This window comes from Cyanobacterium sp. IPPAS B-1200, from assembly GCF_001747005.2.
Classification (GTDB): domain Bacteria; phylum Cyanobacteriota; class Cyanobacteriia; order Cyanobacteriales; family Cyanobacteriaceae; genus Cyanobacterium.
In genome coordinates, this window is sequence record NZ_CP182899.1 from 1,049,798 (window position 1) to 1,068,241 (window position 18,444).

At 39.1% G+C, this 18,444-nt stretch carries 21 protein-coding genes; 10 read left to right on the forward strand and 11 right to left on the reverse strand.

Going from position 1 to position 18,444, the window contains the following annotated elements:
• Positions 1-8: 8 nt before the first annotated feature.
• The 3 genes from trpA to ndhL form a co-directional block, all read right to left on the reverse strand.
• Positions 9-803 carry a tryptophan synthase subunit alpha gene (gene trpA / locus A5482_RS04820; protein WP_069790629.1) on the reverse strand — a complete coding sequence of 265 codons (795 nt, stop codon included), beginning with the start codon at positions 801-803 and terminating at the stop codon, positions 9-11.
• Positions 804-871: 68 nt separating this feature from the next.
• Positions 872-1,162, reverse strand: coding sequence for a DUF3007 family protein (locus A5482_RS04825; protein ID WP_069790630.1), 291 nt, complete (start codon positions 1,160-1,162; stop codon positions 872-874).
• An 18-nt stretch (positions 1,163-1,180) separates the two neighbouring features.
• A complete protein-coding gene (gene ndhL, locus A5482_RS04830; RefSeq protein ID WP_069790631.1) occupies positions 1,181-1,432 on the reverse strand; it encodes an NAD(P)H-quinone oxidoreductase subunit L in 252 nt (83 codons plus the stop codon).
• Positions 1,433-1,589: 157 nt separating this feature from the next.
• Between ndhL and petG the strand changes: the two genes are divergently transcribed.
• From petG to A5482_RS04845, 3 genes are all read left to right on the forward strand, one after another.
• Positions 1,590-1,706 (forward strand): cytochrome b6-f complex subunit V, encoded by a 117-nt coding sequence (petG, locus tag A5482_RS04835; protein ID WP_069790632.1) that lies wholly within the window; start codon positions 1,590-1,592, stop codon positions 1,704-1,706.
• 119 nt (positions 1,707-1,825) lie between these two features.
• Positions 1,826-3,250 (forward strand): glycogen synthase GlgA, encoded by a 1,425-nt coding sequence (gene glgA / locus A5482_RS04840; protein WP_069790633.1) that lies wholly within the window; start codon positions 1,826-1,828, stop codon positions 3,248-3,250.
• Positions 3,251-3,326: 76 nt separating this feature from the next.
• Entirely contained in the window at positions 3,327-3,905 is a 579-nt protein-coding gene (locus A5482_RS04845) for an L-threonylcarbamoyladenylate synthase (protein WP_069790634.1), read from the forward strand.
• Between the two features lie 16 nt (positions 3,906-3,921).
• Here A5482_RS04845 and A5482_RS04850 read toward each other — a convergent pair whose 3' ends face one another.
• The gene (locus tag A5482_RS04850; protein ID WP_069790635.1) at positions 3,922-4,638 is read right to left on the reverse strand and encodes a WecB/TagA/CpsF family glycosyltransferase; all 717 of its coding nucleotides are present in this window, start codon (positions 4,636-4,638) and stop codon (positions 3,922-3,924) included.
• A 187-nt stretch (positions 4,639-4,825) separates the two neighbouring features.
• On the opposite strand from A5482_RS04850, the gene fbp reads away from it, so the two are divergent.
• Positions 4,826-5,866, forward strand: coding sequence for a class 1 fructose-bisphosphatase (gene fbp, locus A5482_RS04855; RefSeq protein WP_069790636.1), 1,041 nt, complete (start codon positions 4,826-4,828; stop codon positions 5,864-5,866).
• A 248-nt stretch (positions 5,867-6,114) separates the two neighbouring features.
• Positions 6,115-7,404, forward strand: a complete 1,290-nt coding sequence (gene mgsA, locus A5482_RS04860) for a methylglyoxal synthase (RefSeq protein ID WP_069790637.1) — start codon at positions 6,115-6,117, stop codon at positions 7,402-7,404.
• Positions 7,405-7,463: 59 nt separating this feature from the next.
• Here mgsA and A5482_RS04865 read toward each other — a convergent pair whose 3' ends face one another.
• Positions 7,464-8,144, reverse strand: coding sequence for an ATP-dependent Zn protease (locus tag A5482_RS04865; protein ID WP_069790638.1), 681 nt, complete (start codon positions 8,142-8,144; stop codon positions 7,464-7,466).
• Between the two features lie 203 nt (positions 8,145-8,347).
• Here A5482_RS04865 and A5482_RS04870 point away from each other — a divergent pair, with 203 nt between their 5' ends.
• A complete protein-coding gene (locus A5482_RS04870; protein ID WP_069790639.1) occupies positions 8,348-9,232 on the forward strand; it encodes an alpha/beta fold hydrolase in 885 nt (294 codons plus the stop codon).
• Between the two features lie 2 nt (positions 9,233-9,234).
• On the opposite strand, the gene A5482_RS04875 is transcribed toward A5482_RS04870, so the two are convergent.
• Positions 9,235-9,804 carry a DUF3611 family protein gene (locus tag A5482_RS04875; protein WP_069790640.1) on the reverse strand — a complete coding sequence of 190 codons (570 nt, stop codon included), beginning with the start codon at positions 9,802-9,804 and terminating at the stop codon, positions 9,235-9,237.
• A 331-nt stretch (positions 9,805-10,135) separates the two neighbouring features.
• Between A5482_RS04875 and tig the strand changes: the two genes are divergently transcribed.
• From tig to A5482_RS04890, 3 genes are all read left to right on the forward strand, one after another.
• Positions 10,136-11,518, forward strand: a complete 1,383-nt coding sequence (gene tig, locus A5482_RS04880; protein WP_069790641.1) for a trigger factor — start codon at positions 10,136-10,138, stop codon at positions 11,516-11,518.
• 104 nt (positions 11,519-11,622) lie between these two features.
• Positions 11,623-12,018, forward strand: a complete 396-nt coding sequence (gene queF, locus A5482_RS04885) for a preQ(1) synthase (protein WP_069790642.1) — start codon at positions 11,623-11,625, stop codon at positions 12,016-12,018.
• 11 nt (positions 12,019-12,029) lie between these two features.
• Positions 12,030-12,623 (forward strand): alpha-ketoglutarate-dependent dioxygenase AlkB family protein, encoded by a 594-nt coding sequence (locus A5482_RS04890; protein WP_069790643.1) that lies wholly within the window; start codon positions 12,030-12,032, stop codon positions 12,621-12,623.
• 61 nt (positions 12,624-12,684) lie between these two features.
• Here the strand turns inward: A5482_RS04890 and A5482_RS04895 are convergent, their stop codons facing one another.
• The 3 genes from A5482_RS04895 to A5482_RS04905 form a co-directional block, all read right to left on the reverse strand.
• Complete coding sequence (locus tag A5482_RS04895) at positions 12,685-13,830, reverse strand: hypothetical protein (RefSeq protein WP_069790644.1); 1,146 nt, start codon at positions 13,828-13,830, stop codon at positions 12,685-12,687.
• Between the two features lie 228 nt (positions 13,831-14,058).
• On the reverse strand, positions 14,059-14,694 hold the full coding sequence (locus A5482_RS04900) for an L-threonylcarbamoyladenylate synthase (RefSeq protein ID WP_069790645.1): 636 nt from the start codon (positions 14,692-14,694) through the stop codon (positions 14,059-14,061).
• 113 nt (positions 14,695-14,807) lie between these two features.
• Positions 14,808-15,482 (reverse strand): DUF4079 domain-containing protein, encoded by a 675-nt coding sequence (locus A5482_RS04905; RefSeq protein WP_069790646.1) that lies wholly within the window; start codon positions 15,480-15,482, stop codon positions 14,808-14,810.
• Positions 15,483-15,733: 251 nt separating this feature from the next.
• Between A5482_RS04905 and dusB the strand changes: the two genes are divergently transcribed.
• Entirely contained in the window at positions 15,734-16,738 is a 1,005-nt protein-coding gene (gene dusB / locus A5482_RS04910; RefSeq protein ID WP_069790647.1) for a tRNA dihydrouridine synthase DusB, read from the forward strand.
• Here the strand turns inward: dusB and A5482_RS04915 are convergent.
• Together A5482_RS04915 and thrC are read right to left on the reverse strand one after the other, a co-directional pair.
• A complete protein-coding gene (locus tag A5482_RS04915; RefSeq protein WP_069790648.1) occupies positions 16,727-17,068 on the reverse strand; it encodes a rhodanese-like domain-containing protein in 342 nt (113 codons plus the stop codon). The two genes, dusB and A5482_RS04915, sit on opposite strands and share 12 nt — an antisense overlap.
• A gap of 101 nt (positions 17,069-17,169) precedes the next feature.
• On the reverse strand, positions 17,170-18,279 hold the full coding sequence (thrC, locus tag A5482_RS04920) for a threonine synthase (protein ID WP_201150054.1): 1,110 nt from the start codon (positions 18,277-18,279) through the stop codon (positions 17,170-17,172).
• Positions 18,280-18,444 lie beyond the last annotated feature (165 nt).

Sequence of the window (18,444 nt, forward strand, 5' to 3'; positions counted from 1 at the left end):
CTACGGGGTTATTTAATGGCTTGTTTTAATTCTGCACAAAAATCAGCGATCGCCTTTAAACCCTCTTCAGGCTCTTGGTTTGCCAATCGTTTCACAAAAGCACTACCCACAATCACCCCATCAGCACCCCATTCCCTTATCTGGGTAGCCTGAGAAGGTTCAGAAATACCAAAACCAACCCCAATGGGTTTATCCGTAGCACTATTTAACTGGGCAATTAAATCTTTTACCCTCGTTTGAATTTCGTTTCTCATGCCCGTAACCCCCGTCACACTGACAAGATAGATAAATCCTTGGGACTTAAGGGCGATCGCCTTTATCCTTTCCATGGGGCTTGTGGGGGCTACCAATAGAGTCACTTCAATACCATTCGCCTGGGCTAACTGCAAGAAACTTTCTGCTTCCTCTAGGGGTAAATCAGGCACTACCAAACCCTTAACTCCCGCTTCGGCAATCTGACTTAAAAAATTTCCTGCCCCACGATAAAAAATAGGATTGTAATAGGTAAACAAAATAATGGGCGTAGATACCTTCGTTACCACCCTTTTGACCAATTCCAACACCTGATCCAAATTAACCCCTTTTTGCAACGCACGGGTAGCCGCAGCTTGAATAACAGGGCCATCAGCCAAAGGGTCAGAATAAGGCACTCCCAACTCAATCATATCAGCTCCATTTTCCGCCAAAAGGGCGATCGCCTTTTCCGTAGTAGCCAAATCAGGATCACCCGCCGTAATAAAAGGAATTAAAGCACATTCACCCCGTTGCTTGAGGTTTGCAAAACATTGAGAAACAGAACTCATTTAAACTATTAATATAAAAATTTTCTTAGCATTAAAATCATACATTAAGCTGAGTTGCCTATGGATATTTATTGCTTGTCACTCATCAACTTTTCAATCTCTTCAGGAGTCATCTTTTCTAGCTGTTTAGCAAAAAAAGCATCGTCATAATCCTTTACCTGCTTATGATAGGTCATATCATTGGTAAACACTCGAATCACATAAGTTGATACCCAACCAATTAAACCCAACACCAAAATCACCTGACTCCAGATACCAGCATCCGCCGCATCCAAACCCAGTACCTTAAAAGCAACATAGATGATACCCCCAGTCAAAAAGAATCCAAGGGCGATTAAAATAGCATCAATCCTTCTCATAGTAATAAAAAATTTTAGTTAATTTAACTCTCGACGACGGGGACGGAAATTAAGGAAAGGACTAAATAACAACATTCCGGGGAAAGAGAAGAACACAAGAAAATACATAAATGCTCTCTCAAAAGAACTAGCTACATACCAGCGTTTATTAAGATAAAAATAAACCCCCGCAGGAAGAATCAACAAGTATAAGCCACTTAGACTAAGATATAAAGCTGCTGTGATAATTGTTTCTAGGTCAATGTTTTCAATACTTAACAGATTTTCCATCACTAAATTTAGATACTAGATAAAATTACTTACCGTGTGCTACGGCTCACCTCATTATAAAACAAACAGACCATAACATAACTCAATTGACAATTAACAATGGACAATGGACAATTAAAGTTAATATGAAAAAAAGTTAACAAACTAGGAGATAAAAATGATTGAACCCTTATTATTAGGCATCGTAATCGGACTAATTCCCGTCACTTTAATGGGATTATTTTTTGCTGCATATCGTCAATACAAACGTACCAATGAAATTGGGGTTGAATAATTAGGCAAAGGGTTTTAAGTGTTAGGTTTCAGACAATTAAAAAATAATTTGGCATAGGTGCAAAGATTGTGTCACAATCACCCTAGTCAATAAAGAAAGCACATCTAGTCTGAATCACTATGCGAATTTTATTTGTGGCAGCGGAAGCGTCACCCATAGCTAAGGTTGGGGGTATGGGGGATGTTGTGGGAGCATTACCCAAGATACTAAGAAAATTAGGTCATGATGTCAGGATAATTATGCCTTATTATGGCTTTTTACCTGATAAGGTTGATATTCCCATTGAGCCTGTGTGGTGGGGCGATGCCATGTTTCAAAAGTTCGCTGTATATGAAACCCTTTTGCCTGAAACCGATGTCCCTCTCTACTTATTTGGACATCCTTGTTTTTCTGGCCGTAATGTTTATGGTGGTGATGATGAATATTGGCGTTTTACTTTCTTTGCCAACGGCGCCGCAGAGTTTGCTTGGAATTATTGGAAACCTCAAATTATCCATTGTCATGATTGGCATACGGGGATGATACCTGTGTGGATGAGTAATTCCCCAGACATTAGCACTGTTTTCACTATTCATAATTTAGCTTATCAGGGCCCTGGTCGTGAGATGTTGGAAAAAATTACATGGTGTCCTTGGCATATGCAGGGGGATAATGCCATGGCAGCGGGATTACAGTTTGCGGATGTGGTAAATACGGTTTCTCCTACCTATGCGGCACAAATTAAGACTCCTGAGTACGGGGAAAATCTCCATGGTTTGTTGTCTTGGATTAGTGGTAAGACAAGGGGAATTATTAATGGTATTGATACGGAAAAATATAACCCTGCCACAGATAGATTAATTGCTCAAAACTTTACCCCTGAAACTATCGAAAAACGTCGTTTAAATAAGGTTAGGTTACAAGAAGAATCGGGGTTAGAAATTAATCGTAATGCTTTTCTAATTGGTATGGTTACTCGTTTGGTAGAGCAAAAGGGTATTGATCTTGTTTTACAAACTTTAGAGCGATTTTTGGCTTATACTGATGCTCAGTTAATTATACTGGGTACGGGCGATCGCTTTTACGAAACCCAATTATGGGAAATTTCTGCCCGTTATCGAGGGAGAATTTCGGTACAGTTACTCCACAACGAAACTATCTCCCGTCGGGTATATAGTGGCATCGATGCCTTTTTGATGCCTTCTCGTTTTGAGCCTTGCGGTATCAGTCAGATGTTGGCAATGCGCTATGGTGCCATTCCTATTGTGCGTAAAACAGGGGGCTTAGTGGACACTGTGCCATTTTTCAAACCCACCGAAAATGAGGGGTTAGGGTACTGTTTCGATCGTTATGAGCCTCTGGATTTATATACTTGTATGATTAGGGCTTATGAAGGTTTCCGCTTCAAGGATGCTTGGCAGAAGTTACAGGTTAGGGCTATGAGTCAAGACTTTAGCTGGTATCGCTCCTCGGAAGATTATATTAAAATGTATCGTGAGGTTATCGGTGAAGCCCCTGAGTTGACGGCTAAGGAACAAAAAATTATTGCTCAAAAAGTAAAGTAATTTTTCTTCATCCCCAAGGGGTTAAAACCCCTTGCCTTACCAAATAATTTCATTCTTTATTCTCAATTACTTTCCCATGGCTCTTGTTTCCCAATCTGATTTAGTACAAAGTGTGATCGCCCATTATGTGGTCAGTTTTCCTACGGATACGGTGCCAGCTTTGGCAGTTGCCCCCCATCGGGCAGAGTTAATTTTTGAACTTAAGCAACGCTCGCAAGAAAAACCCCTCATCTTAATGACAGGGGAAATTGAAGATATATGGGAATATGTGCAGGGTAGCCATGGAGAGTTGAAAATTTGGCAAAAAATGGCTCAGAAATATCTCCCTGGGGCGCTGACGATGGTTTTACCAGCCTCGGTGAAAGTGCCTTCTACCATGAATCCCCTTAACCCCACCAGTATTGGGGTAAGAGTGCCAAATCATGCCATTGCCAGGGATATTTTACGGCAAACAGGGCCTTTAGCTACCACCAGTGCCAATTTATCAGGGGAAGATGCTTTAACGGATATGAGTGCGATCGCCCTTAAATTCCCATCTGTAGCAGTATTAGATCATCAAAATAATATCACTGAAGCAGTCCCCTCTACTGTTATCAAATGGACAGGAAAAGACTGGCAAATTTTGCGCCAAGGAAAGATAGTAATTAATAATTAATAATTTAACTTCTGGCTTATCCCTTATAAAATAAAGACTTGATGAAAAAATGGGGTAATACCATCATCCTCTTCCAGCGCCAAGGCTCTTGATAAAGACGATATAACCACTCTAAATTATTATCACAGAAAAACTTCGGCGCCCTTTCCTTTACTCCTCCCCAAATATCAAAACTACCACCCACCCCAATCCAAACTGCATTAGGGGCAAGATAACGATGTTTGGCAATCCATTCCTCCTGACGGGGTACCCCTAAACCCACTAAAATCAATTTTGGTTGTACTTCCTTAATTTTTTCATACCATGCTGATAAATCTGCACCCTTTAAAAAACCGTGGTTATTGATGATATGTATATTTGGCACCATAGCCCGAAACTTTTTTACCGCCTCATCAGTAACCCCTGGAGAAGCACCATAAAAACAGATAGGACAGTCTTTTACTTGTTGCCCCAACCGTTTTACCAAAGATTCTGCCAACTCAATTCCCGCTACCCTTTCTTGTTTTTGTCCTCTTTGTTTTAAATATAGAACAACTCCAGAGCCGTCAGGTACCACCAAATCAGCATTTTGAATGTGTTGTTTTAGATCATCATTTTTCTGTGCCATCATTGCCATTTCCGAATTCATGGTGACAACATGGGTTCCTATATTATTATAAATGCGATCGCACAGCCATCCCTCATAATCATCACTCAAATGAATCGGTAAATCAAAAACAGAAAAAGTTTTCATCACATTAAAAAAAATAGATAACCAAACCCAAAAATATTATCGCAAAATTAGACCCTAGAAGATAAAGATCAATAAATATTTTTTTCACATCACGCAAAGCAAAATAACCTAAGTAAAAATTTTAGTTAACGGTAGTACAAGAATAAGAGGTTAAGATGAAATCGTAAATTCCAATAGTAAATAGATTATGACCTCGACTCAAACCGAAATAAATATTCCAGAACATAGCCTAGACAGAGACTGTACTACCCTATCCCGCCATGTATTACAACAACTACAAAGTTTTTCCCCCGATGCCCAAGATTTAAGCTCTATCATGAATCGCATCGCCCTAGCAGGAAAACTCATTGCCCGTCGCCTCAGTCGTGCAGGATTAATGACAGGGGCGCTAGGTTTAACAGGAGACACCAACGTACAAGGCGAATCCGTCAAAAAAATGGACATCTACGCCAACGAAGTATTCATTTCCGTCTTCAAGCAAAGTGGTTTAGTGTGTCGTCTTGCCTCCGAAGAAATGGAAAAACCCTATTACATCCCCGAAAACTGTCCTGTAGGACGATACACACTATTATATGACCCCATCGACGGTTCTTCTAACGTTGATATAAACTTAAATGTGGGTTCAATTTTTGCCATTCGTCAACAACAAGGGGAAGACTTGGACGGAGAAGCCAAAGACTTATTAACCGATGGCTCAAAACAAATTGCCGCAGGTTATATTCTCTATGGTCCTGCCACCGTATTAGTATATACCATGGGTAAAGGAGTTCATTCCTTTTTCCTCGATCCTAGTTTAGGGGAATTTATCCTTGCCCAAGAAAATATCCAAATGCCCGACCATGGTTCAGTATATAGTGCCAACGAAGGTAACTTTTGGCAATGGGAAGACCAAATTAGGGACTATATTCGTTATGTTCACCGCCATGAAGGGTACACAGGGCGCTACAGTGGTGCTTTAGTGGGTGATCTTCACCGCATATTGATGCAAGGGGGAGTTTTCCTCTATCCAGGTAGCGTGGACAATCCCGATGGTAAACTAAGACTATTATATGAAACTGCCCCCCTAGCAATGATTATGGAACAAGCCGGGGGCAAGGGTTCTACGGGACAACAAAGAATTATGGATTATATTCCTTCTAAATTACACCAGCGTACCCCAGCCATTTTAGGCAGTAAAAAAGATGTGGATTTGGTGTTATCTTTTATCAACGATAAAGGTGATAAATAGTTTATTTTGTGCTGTTTTTTCAAAATTAAGTAGAACAATAATATTTTGCTCAAGTTTGTTTACTCATAAAAGAATGTAAGGACATTTTTGTTCAATTTATTAAACCTAATACCCTTAGCCGTGTAATTTATTACACGGTGAGTCAATGACCAAAACTAATAATATTATGATCTCAATTATGTTAAACAGAAAAAATCAAGATTAAAATAAACGAATAAAAAATTTATTTAATCAAAAGTTATCCTACGATGACCAATAGTATCGCTCTAATAGCCCATGACAACAAAAAAAATGATTTAGTTAGTTTTGTTCAACAACATAGAGATTTTTTTTCTCGCTATCATCTCATTGCCACAGGCACTACGGGAGAAAGAATTGAACAAGAAACTCAGTTACAGGTAGAAAAAATGGCATCAGGGGCGCTCGGCGGAGATGTACAAATTTCTGCAAAAATAGTGGAAGATGACATTGGCGCCGTTATCTTTTTAATTGATCCACTTTATGCCCAACCCCATGAGCCAGATATAAAGGCACTCTTACGAATTTGCGAAGTTTATAATGTTCCCCTTGCCACTAATTTAGCGACAGCTAAAGCCATTATTCAATCTCTTAATAAAGTAAGGGTTGGTCACCTAATTTTTAATCCCGTGGCGGGGCAAGGCAACTCAGAGCAAGAATTGGATCAAATCAAAAATTTATTACAGTCTGAAGTACATCTAAATATTACTTTTACTAAAGCTGATATTAGTGTTACAAAGCAAACCAAAGAAATAGTCAAAAAAATAAAAGAGCAAATTGAAATGGACGATCATTTTATCATTGCTTCTGGGGGTGATGGTACTGTTTCTGAGGTGGCAGCGGCTATGATTGATACGGGAATTCCTTTGGGGATAATCCCCCGAGGTACCGCTAACGCTTTTTGTGGGGCCCTTGGTATTCCTTCGGATATTGTGGGGGCTTGTAATATTATCTGTCGGGGGGTGTCTCAGGTGGTTGATACTGCTTTATGTAATGATATTCCTATGCTGTTGTTGGCGGGGGTTGGTTTTGAGGCGGAAACTGTGGCTAAAGCAGATCGAGAAATGAAAAACCGTTTAGGGGTAATGGCATATATTTTTGCAGGTATTCAACAGGCAAAAGAGCAAAAGTTATTTGAAGCGGAGATAGAAATTGATGGGGAGGTTAACACCATTGAAGCTAGTGCTATTACCATAGCGAATGCTGCCCCTCCCACTTCTGTGTTGGCACAGGGGGCTGGGGATGTTGATTTTAGTGATGGGTTATTGGATATTACTATTGCTAGTAATCAAAGTGCTTTACAGGGCATTGGAGTAATCACCAGTTTATTTGCTTCTGGATTGGTAAAAAATCCTAGTAATAATGATAATGTGGCTCATTTTCGAGCAAAAAGTATTAAGGTAAAAACTGAACCTGAGCAAAGGGTGGTAGTTGATGGGGAGATTGTTGGTGGTACTCCCATTGAGATAAGGTGTGTCCCCAATAGTTTAAATTTACTGGTACCTATCGAAAATCCTTAGTTTCCAATTGATTACAGTTTTGATAATGGGGGTGTGGTGGGCGATCGCCCACTATACTATTAAGAAGATACGATGGCTTGATCTAATAAATCCTGACACTCTTCTACGGATTTTCGTTGGCGCATAAATTCAACTAATTCTAAATAAGCCTCTGAGTGGGTTTCAATCATCGTTGTTGCTTGTAAAATTGCTAATCTTTTACGCATTTCTAAGTTTGAATTAGTCAGGGTAATAGGAGCATGAATTTCTGTAAATTTTACTAAGTCTTCTTGTCCTCCTTCACTATTTTTATATTTGAATTTTTCGGCCGCAATTCCTCCCATTAAAACCACCCCAAAACGATCAATCATCAAATTAAATTCTCTTATATCTTTAGTTTTATCTTCTAAAAAATTAGTTTCAAAAATAACTCCTCCAGTTCCCCCACTTCTTTTTTTTAAGGTTTCCCATGCCGTTAGGGTATAGTCTTTTATGGGAATATTGAATAGGTGAGCGGTTAAAAAATGCCCCGCTTCATGATAGATTACTCGCTCTTTTTGTTCAGCAGAAGCAAAGATATTAATTAATAGATTAACTCCTTTATTTTGCCAATTTAAGGTATCAACAGTAATCAAACTTAAAATGATAAATGTTCCCCCTGCGGGGATATAAGGAGAGATATTTAAAAGAGGTCCTAATAAAACCGATAATGTTATGGTAAAAATGCTAATTGCTAATATATTTAGTCCTGTTTGTTGCATAGAAAATAAAAAACTCTATTTATTATTAGTTTAACAGTATTATCAACAATTTTTAAATCACTATAATATTTTAAAATTATATAAAGGTTTATGGGGATTAGAATGTTATAATAGTATGATAATTATTCTATTTTTTATAGAAATTTCTTTAATTAAAATTTAAGAATAAAATTAACTTTATCTTTGTTTTAAATAAAACATTAATGCTTTCTTCAAATATTAATCAATCGGCAAAAAAGTTAACTGAACAATCCTCTATCGAGCTTTTTAATAAAATTAAATTTGTTAACTTACCTTCTAATTTATCTACCCAAAAAATTGCTAGTAGTTACGCCACCGAAGGAGAAAGTGATACTCCCATGGTATTACTTCATGGCTTTGATAGTTCTTTGCTCGAATATCGTCGTCTTTTTCCCCTTTTGACAGACAAATATCAAGTGTGGGCATTAGATTTGTTTGGTTTTGGATTTAGCGATCGCACCGTAGAACAATCTTTTTCCCCTGAAGGCATTAAAACACATCTATACAATTTTTGGTCAAAAATGATCAACAAACCGATGATTTTGGTGGGGGCTTCCATGGGAGGGGCTACTGCTATCGATTTTTGCCTGACTTACCCCGAAGCGGTGGATAAATTAATTCTTCTTGATAGTGGTGGCTTGACTAAAAAACCGATTATGAGCAAATTTTTGTTTCCTCCCCTTGGTTTTTTGGCTACGGAATTTTTGCGTAATTTGAAAGTGAGACAGAGTATTAGTGAAACGGCCTATTGCGATCGCACCTATGCCAACCCCGATGCCCTCATTTGTGCCGCCCTGCATCTAGAATGTGAAAATTGGAATAAAGCATTAATATCCTTCACCAAAAGCGGTGGATATGGCTCCTTTGCCTCTAATCTTCCTGACATAAAAGCTGAAACCCTAGTAATTTGGGGAAAAAATGACAAAATTTTGGGAACCAAACCAGCCCATAAATTTGCCCAGATGATCCCCCATAGTAAACTTATCTGGATAGATAACTGTGGTCATGTCCCCCACCTAGAAAAAGCAGCCATCACAGCCCAACATATTTTAGACTTTCTGGAATGATCCTAATTACTGATGCGATTGAGCAAAAATAAAGAAGTAGCAATACCAGCAAAATGAGCGCCAATGGTATTTGTATTAGCTTGAATAATTAACATATCAAGGGAATTAACAAATTGCTCAGGATTAGGACCAATTAATTGAGGAGCGAGAGTTAATAACTTTGCCAAGCTAATGCCGACCAAAGCCTGTGCTCCCACGATAGCAAACATCATCCCCACCAAATTTAAAACCAATCCTACCCGAATTAAATTTAACGTATCCGACTTTTTCGGACGCATGGCAGGATCTTTATTTTCCACCCTTTTACCGATTTTCCCGTAACGATAGGCAATAACAAGGGCTGCCGTTAACAACACAAGAGCCACAAAGGCAGAAAAAACGCCAAACTGCTCAGCTTGTAAAGAGCGATCGCCCTGAAAAATAGCAGGAGTCGCAAACAAAAGAGTTACCGTAGAAATAACACCAAATACTAACTGAGTCCAAAAACCCCAAAAACCCCATCTTTTGAGGTTAGTTGACACTTTCTGAACCACAGGGGGCAAAGGTTCGCTTAATTGACTGTTTCTGGTCATACTTTCACAGGGGATAAAAAAACTGGTGGAGAATATTTTTGCTTGGGGAAAATTTTAACAATCATATCTAGTATAACTTACACCATAGGATCATTTTTTCATCAAAACCCCGAATATTATTCAGAAAATGACATTACTTAATCATGGCATGAAATATAATTGAGTAGCCGTTAACTACCACACACCAAAATATTATGACTGTTCTCTGTTCTCCGTTCCCCGTTCCCTAATTAATGATAAACTTGTCAGGTTGAGTACAAGTTGCATATAGTAACCGAATATACTTATCATTGTTAGAGCGAATCTATAGAGAATAACAACATTAATTTTTATGAAAATTACTCAGGAAAAACTTCCTGCTAGTCAAATCGGTTTAGAAATCGAAATCCCAGCAGAAACCTCCAAAAAAACCTATGAGAAAGTAATTACACAAATTGCCAGAACTACCAATATCCCCGGTTTCCGTCAAGGGAAAGTTCCCCGTCCTATATTGTTACAACGTTTAGGTCACGATAGAATTAAGGCGGCGGTATTGGAGGAGTTAATTCAGGATAGCCTAAAAACAGCCATTGAACAAGAGTCCATCGAGTCTTTGGGTAACTATTCTTTACGCTCTGAATTTGAGGAGTTAGTTAATAATTATCAACCTGGAAATGCCTTTGTATTCAAAGCCGCCGTTGATGTTCCCCCCGAGGTTACTTTAGGTCAATATCAGGGCTTAAAGGTTCAAGCAGAAGAAATAAAGTATGATCCTGAAGCGGTTAATGGTCTAATTGAGGAGCAAAGACAGCGTTTAGCTACCCTTGTACCTGTGGAAGACAGAGCGGCTCAAATGGGCGACACTGCCATCGTTGATTTTGAAGGTCGTAAACCTGCTGAAAATGAAGGGGAAGAAGGTGAATTGATTGAAGGGACTAAGGCTGAGGAGTTCCAAGTTGAGTTAGCCGAAGGCAAGTTTATCCCCGGTTTTGTAGAAGGCATCGTGGGAATGAATATTGATGAGAGCAAAAAACTTGATCTAACTTTCCCTGAAGATTATCCTCAAAAAGAATTGGCTAATCAACCTGTAATTTTTTCCATTACTCTCAAGGATTTGAAGGAGAAGGAATTACCTGAAGTGGATGACGAGTTTGTGAAAGAGGTTAGCGAATTTGAAACCGTTGCCGAGTTACGGGAATCTTTGGAAAAGCAGTATCAGGAAAAGGCTGAAAATGATACTAAGCTAAATATTCAAGGGGCTTTGGTGGATGAGCTTTTAAAACACACTACCATCGAAATTCCTGAGACAATGATGGAGGAGGAAGTACAAAACCTCTTGATGCAAACTGCTAACGAAATTCAGCGTATGGGGGTTGATGTTAATCAATTCTTTACCAGAGAAATGGTGGGTAAAATGCGTGAAACTGCCCGTCCTGAAGCGAGTAAGAATCTTCATACTAATCTCATCATTGAAAAGATTGCGGAGCAAGAATCTATTACTCTGACTGAGGAAGAAATTAGCGAGAAAATCGCTGAGGTTACTAAAGAGATGAACCCCAGTGAAATTGACCAAAACAAGTTACAGAAGTTTGTGAAAAATGATCTTTTATCCGACAAGGTTTTGACTTTTTTACAGGAAAAAAATGAGGTTGAGTTAGTGCCTGAAGGTAGTTTGACTCCCGAGGAAGCGGAAGCAACCTCAGAAGGTGAAGTTGAGCAAGTGAGCGCTGAATAATTCTCTAAGATTATTTTTCGTTTTTACCCCAAACCCTTTTTATATGAGGGGGAGGGGCATCTTTTTTATTAAAATTGTTATTGTTGTTTTATTAGGTTAAGGTTATGGCTGAAGACAAAAAAGAAATGATGTATGGGGAAAGGGCGATCGCCGAGGGATCCTTGATTACATTTCCCAATCCTCGTCCTGGTAGGGTTTACAACGTCAGCGTGACGTTACCAGAGTTTACTTGTAAATGTCCTTTTTCTGGTTATCCAGATTTTGCCACTATTTACATTAACTATTCCCCCGATCAAAAAGTGGTGGAATTAAAAGCGATTAAACTTTATATTAACAACTATCGCGATCGCTACATATCCCACGAGGAATGTATTAACCAAATTTTAGATGATTTTGTAGAAGCCTGTGAACCCCTTTATATGTCCGTTAAAGGTGACTTTTACCCCAGAGGTAATGTCCATACAGTCATTGAAGTAGAACACAAAAAAAACCCCCAATAACCCCAAAAGCGATGGCAAAAATAGAGTTACCTCACAGTGAAATATATTACTATCCCGACTTTTTTGACTCTGCCACCAGTGATGTTTTATTTACTGAATTACATAGAGAAATTGAGTGGCGACAGGATAATATTACAGTGTACGGGAAAACTCATTTACAGCCTCGCCTAACGGCTTGGTATGCCGACGAAGGCTTAACCTATACCTATTCTAATCTCACCATGTATCCCCATCCTTGGATTGATTGTTTGGCGCAGATAAAGGATAAGATAGAATCTTTGTTGAATGTAAAATTTAACAGTGTCTTACTCAATTATTATCGCCATGGCAAAGATAGTATGGGATGGCACAGTGATAATGAACCAGAATTAGGACAAAATCCCCTCATCGCTTCGGTTAGCCTTGGGGGAGAAAGACGTTTTATGTTGAAGACAAGAGACAAAAAAAATCCCATTAAATCAGAAATATCCCTTACCCATGGCAGTTTGTTGGTAATGGCAGGAGAAACTCAACATTATTGGCTACATCAAATCCCTAAAACATCCAAGTCCGTTAAACCAAGAATTAACCTCACTTTTCGACTAATTAACCAAGAATTACAGTGAGTCCGATAAATGGAAGTTGTGACAGTGGATAAGAGACAAAGGGAAATAATCACCCCAATTTTTACTTTTTGCGATAAAAACGCTTAATAGATTCAATAATAGCCGTCACAGCCTGTAAATTTTCGTCTTGCTCTAACCCTTCAATGGGTGAGTTTGCCACATATTGTAATTTTTTTGCGATTACTTCTATATTTTTATCGTAATGCTCAAACATTCTAATAAGAAGATCATCAAAACTACAAGTTCTCACAATAGACCAATGTTGTTCTAGGGTATCAATATCATATACTGCATAGAATAAAAGAATCTTAGCACGGAGAGGATTAGTATATTGCATTATTTCCTGTTTAAGTTCAAATAGATTTTCTATTTTTAGCCAAGGAATAATCTGCCCTTCTGGCACACTGCTAGGGGTTACATCTCTTTTTACCTCTTCTGTCGGTTGCGATATTTCTTGGGGTTGTGATGGAGTAGAGGTTTGGGACTTTTCTGTTTCCTGAGTTGGTTTCTTCGATTGTGCTTTAATTAGCTGGGTTTCTTCGTCTCCAGAATTAGTATCTTTATCTATATCTCTCACTTCGTAGGGGTATAAATGATTAAAGTTATCCATGATGGTATCGGCGATGAATGTATAAAAATTCTGGCGATTGATGCTTGATACCACCATATCAAGGGCTTTTTTTAGTCTTTTACTACTGGGATAAAGTTCTTTTATTTCACGGATTAAGTCTCTCATGTCATACATATCGATGACATTTATATCTGCTTCCCAGTATTGCTTACACACAGCAAAAATTACTTTTTTCATTCTTGCTGATTCTTCATGATTTTGAATCGCTTCTGTAATGGCCTCGACTATTTCTGTGTCGGAAGTCTCATTTTCTTCGATATAGTCTTCTTCAACGGGAATAATTTGGTATAAATCAGACATACGTCTCAAAACATAAGTGGCAATTTTTTTATAAATAGTTTTGCGATTTAATGTTTCTACCGCATGATGAAGTAGGGCTTTAAGATCTTCTAAGGTGGGGTTTGTTTGATGTAAATTTTCTAATAAATCAAAAAAGGAATAGTCATTGATGACGTTGGTGTCGGTTTCCCAGTATCTTTGACTAACATAAAATACTAACTTTTTTGCCCTGAGTGCTTCCTTAGAGTTGCTTAAATCTTGTGCTATACTTTCAATTATATCTGACGATAAGACCATTTAATTTCGTCGGGAATGATTTGTTCTTTTTCTTGAAATTATAACTGATTCATACACTCCATCGATTTATTCCCTAAACCATTTGTGATGGCATTAGCCAAAAATAGAGATCATGGGGAGTAAAAGACTACGGATTGGCTATTTCTCGCAAAACTATGGAAATAGTAATGATGAAATTTCAAAAAAATTTAAACAATCATTTTTAATATTTTGTACCTTGAGAAAAAATCATTTGCGCAAATGAGAGGGCAATTCAATGTGAGGAAGAATTAACCGTAATTCATCATAGGAAATTAAACCAAAGTTCATGATGGTGGGTAAGGGTAAGTGACAATCGATTAAAGTTGTCCTGATGCGCTCTTTGGATTCACCACCATTAATGATTAAAGCTACGTCATTACCAAATAATTGCTCGGCAACCTTGGCATTATTTGCCCTATAATCTCCCCCTAAACTGGCTGTACCTGCAACGATGGGAAATGGAGATTGATTGACTAATTGATAGATGAAATCATCAGGACAGGAAACAAAGATGGTGTTATGCCCTGCGGTGACGGTATCGGATAGGTTGTTACGATGGGGAATGATGATACTGATAGGAAGGGGAAATTGATTAACTAAGACTTGAGCATCATTGTCTAAAAGGGCATAGTCGGGGAGTTTTTGTTGGTGGGATAATAATGTTAAGGGTTTACGGGGATTCCATTTTTTGAGTTCATGAATTTTGTTACAGGCATTGGAGTTTAAACCGTTGGCTAGAAGGAGATAAACCATATCGGTGTGTAAAATTACTATTTGCCCTTTGTCTAGGTAATCAATAATTTTTGGAATAATATTAATGGATTTAGGCTGAATTTTGCTCATGGGATAATTGCTCAATATTTCTGTTAAATATTATACATTATGCTATTTTTACATTATGCTGTTTACGCATAGACAATATTCATTAAGGCCATAGAACAAAAGTTATTTTCCCGTTAAAAAAGTAAGAATGCTGGTGGCGGTGTCCAGAGGGCAATTTCAAATAAATCCCTTGCCCCTGTCATGGCTTGTCCTAAAAATAAAAGTAGGGCGATACAATTAACGATGATGTGAATGTTGCGCCATTTATGAGTTTTATCTTTGTATATTTCGTTAATGATGGCAATGGAAAATATCATTAATAGGGTGACGGTGACTCCGTAGTAGTAGTGGGAGATATACCATTCATTGCCTCTACGAAATACACCGTCTTGGCAACCAAGGATAACTACTGCCATACCGCTAAGGGTGGCAAATGTTCCTCGCCATAGTTTGGTTTTGGCAATATAAAGTAATATATAAGTGGCGATCGCCCCTAAAAACATTAAAATAATAAAACTAAACTGAAAAAAATCTGTTTCCCAAAGTCTATTCTCAATAATATTTTTAGCCATAATAGGACGAAACAAACCCACAAGACTAACGATTACCACGGCGGTAGAGAGTTTTTTCCCTATGTCCACATGGCTTTTTCCCACTGAGGGTGGAATAAAACTTTTATCCCCTGCCTTGATGGCAAGTCGCCTTTGGCGGGTATCCCAAGCAAAATAGGATACTATACCGATGAGAGGAAACACACCTATAACCGCTAAAATGGGATGTACGATAATGGAAAATTGCTCGGCATTCATGATAATAACTAGGTAGTGCAACAAAAAATAATTTATTGGGGACGGTGGTAGCTATTAGCAGTTAGGCATTAGGTTAAAATGCCATTAATTAAAAACTTGCACCACACACAAAATTATGGAAACTGATATAAGGCTATAGTAACCCATAATATTTTAGTCTCCTCCCATGGCTAATTAGTTCACAATGGCTGAATCTAATGATGAATTTCTTTGCCACCGATGAAACATTAATTGACTATCAAACATACTAGATGAACATTTCCCCTGCCCTTGCTCAAAAACTAGCTACGCCCTTAAAAATTGGTTCTATGGAGGTTAACAGCCGTGTGTTACAGTCTCCTTTGTCGGGGGTGACTGATTTGGTGTTCCGTCGTTTGGTGAGGCGTTATGCCCCCGAATCCATGACCTATACAGAGATGGTGAATGCGACGGAATTGAGTCATATGAAGGAGTTACCTCGCCTAATGGAAATTGACCCTGATGAGCAACCTATTAGTATTCAGTTATTCGATTGTCGTCCCGATTTTATGGCTCAGGCAGCCGTTAAGGCGGTGCAGGAGGGGGCGCAAACGGTGGATATAAATATGGGTTGCCCTGTGAATAAGATTACTAAAAGAGGGGGCGGTTCAAGATTATTGAGGGAGCCAGAAGTGGCGATCGCACTGGTACGGGAAGTAAAAGGGGCGGTGGATGTACCCGTAACGGTTAAAACCCGCTTGGGATGGAATGATCAAGAAATTAATATTATCGAATTTGCTCAAAAAATGGAGGAGGCTGGGGCAGATATGATTACCATTCATGGACGCACCAGAGAGCAAGGTTACACGGGCAATGCAAGATGGGAGTTTATCGCCCAGGTGAAGAAAAAGTTAACTATTCCCGTCATTGCCAATGGAGATATATTTTCCCTCGAAGATGCCCTCCGTTGTCTGGAAATGACTCAGGCAGATGGGGTGATGTGTTCCCGTGGTACTTTGGGTTATCCTTTTTTGGTGGGGGAAATTGACCATTTTTTGAAAACAGGAATTAACCCCGTTTATCCTACCATCAGGCAAAGGTTGGAATGCGCCAAGGAGCATTTACAGGGCTTATGGGAATATAAGGGCTATAAAGGCATTTTGCAATCCCGTAAACATCTGGCTTGGTATTGTAAGGGTTTTGAGGGGGCTTCAGAATTGAGGGATAAATGTTCTCGCATTGAATCGGTGACGGAAGGTTTTGATTTGTTAGATGGTGCGATCGCCCTAATACCGTGATAGGGAGTCATCCACATACACCGCATAGGCATCTATACCTCCAGAGACATTTTTGACATTTTGGAACCCTTGATGAACCAACCACTGGCACATCTGAGCGGATCTGATACCGTGGTGACACATGACGATGGTTTCTTTTTCTGGGTCTAATTCCGTCATAATTTTAGATGACCATTGCTCATATTCACTGAGGGGCAAAATGATAAAATGGGGTAAAGAGGCGATCGCTACTTCTTGCAACTCTCTCACATCAAGTAATTGCACCATGTCAGGACTATCAGCCAAAATAAAAGCCAAATCCTGTACCGTTAGGCTAGACATCTGATTCATTATCAATACTATCCAATATGTGATTATTGAAAAACTTAAGTTGAATTCCTCCCATGATTAACAACTAGGAGGAATCATCCTTTTATGATGAAGGGCGTAAATTACGGTTCAAAACCCATTACCCTTGCAACCTCTTGTAAATCCGCCTTGATGCCACCTTTGATACCACCTTCACTATTAGTCATAGCACTATCAGGATCCTTCAAACCGTTTCCAGTCAAAACACATACCACCGTACCATTATCAGGCACCTGATCCTTTAACTTCAACACCCCAGCCACAGAAGCAGCGCTCGCAGGTTCACAGAAAATACCTTCTTCCCTGCCCAAAATTTTGTAAGCCTCCAAGATTTCGCGATCTGTAACAGCATTAAACTCCCCATTAGAAGCCTCCCGCACAGACAAAGCCTTATCCCAGTTTGCAGGGTTACCGATGCGGATAGCGGTAGCAATGGTATCAGGTTTCATAATTTGATGTCCGTGGATTAAAGGAGCCGAACCTGCCGCCTGAAAGCCCATCATGCGAGGAAGACTATTACATCTACCTTCCCCTTGATACTGACAAAAACCCATCCAATAAGCGGTAATATTCCCTGCATTACCCACAGGAATACATACCCAATCAGGGGCATAACCCAAAGTATCTACTACCTCAAAAGCAGCAGTTTTTTGTCCTTCTAAACGATAAGGATTAAGGGAATTAACCAAAGTAACGGGGTAGTTATCAGCAATTTCTCTTACAATGGTCAAAGCATCATCAAAATTACCATCAATGGCAAGAACTTCCGCTCCATAAATCAAAGCCTGAGCCAATTTTCCTAGGGCTACATAGCCATCAGGGACAATTACAAAAGCTCTCAAACCAGCTCTCGTGGCATAAGCCGCCGCCGCTGCTGATGTGTTTCCCGTACTAGCACAAATTACAGCCTTTGCCCCTGCCTCCTTGGCTTTGGTAATGGCCATAGTCATTCCCCTATCTTTAAAAGAGCCTGTCGGGTTCAAACCATCATACTTGACAAATACTTTGACGTTGCGCCCAATTAAATTAGAAATGTAGGGAACAGGAATTAAAGGAGTGTTTCCTTCTCTAAGGGTGACAACTGGGGTGGTTTCCGTCACGGGCAAGTAGGCTCGATACTCTTCAATCAAACCTCTCCATCCGCTTCTAGGTAAACTATTAAGTGTGTTTGGGGAAATTTTCGTCGCTACCACAGGTGTTAATTTTGAATAGATGACTGTCGCAATTATAACATATAGTGTTACTCACTGGTAGGGCTGGTTTATGGTCAATTTTCTTTTGGGGGTAGGTTATGGTGATAGTGGTAGAAAATGTCTAACTAAGTCTAAAATTGTCTAAAATTTATTTATCAACAAGTT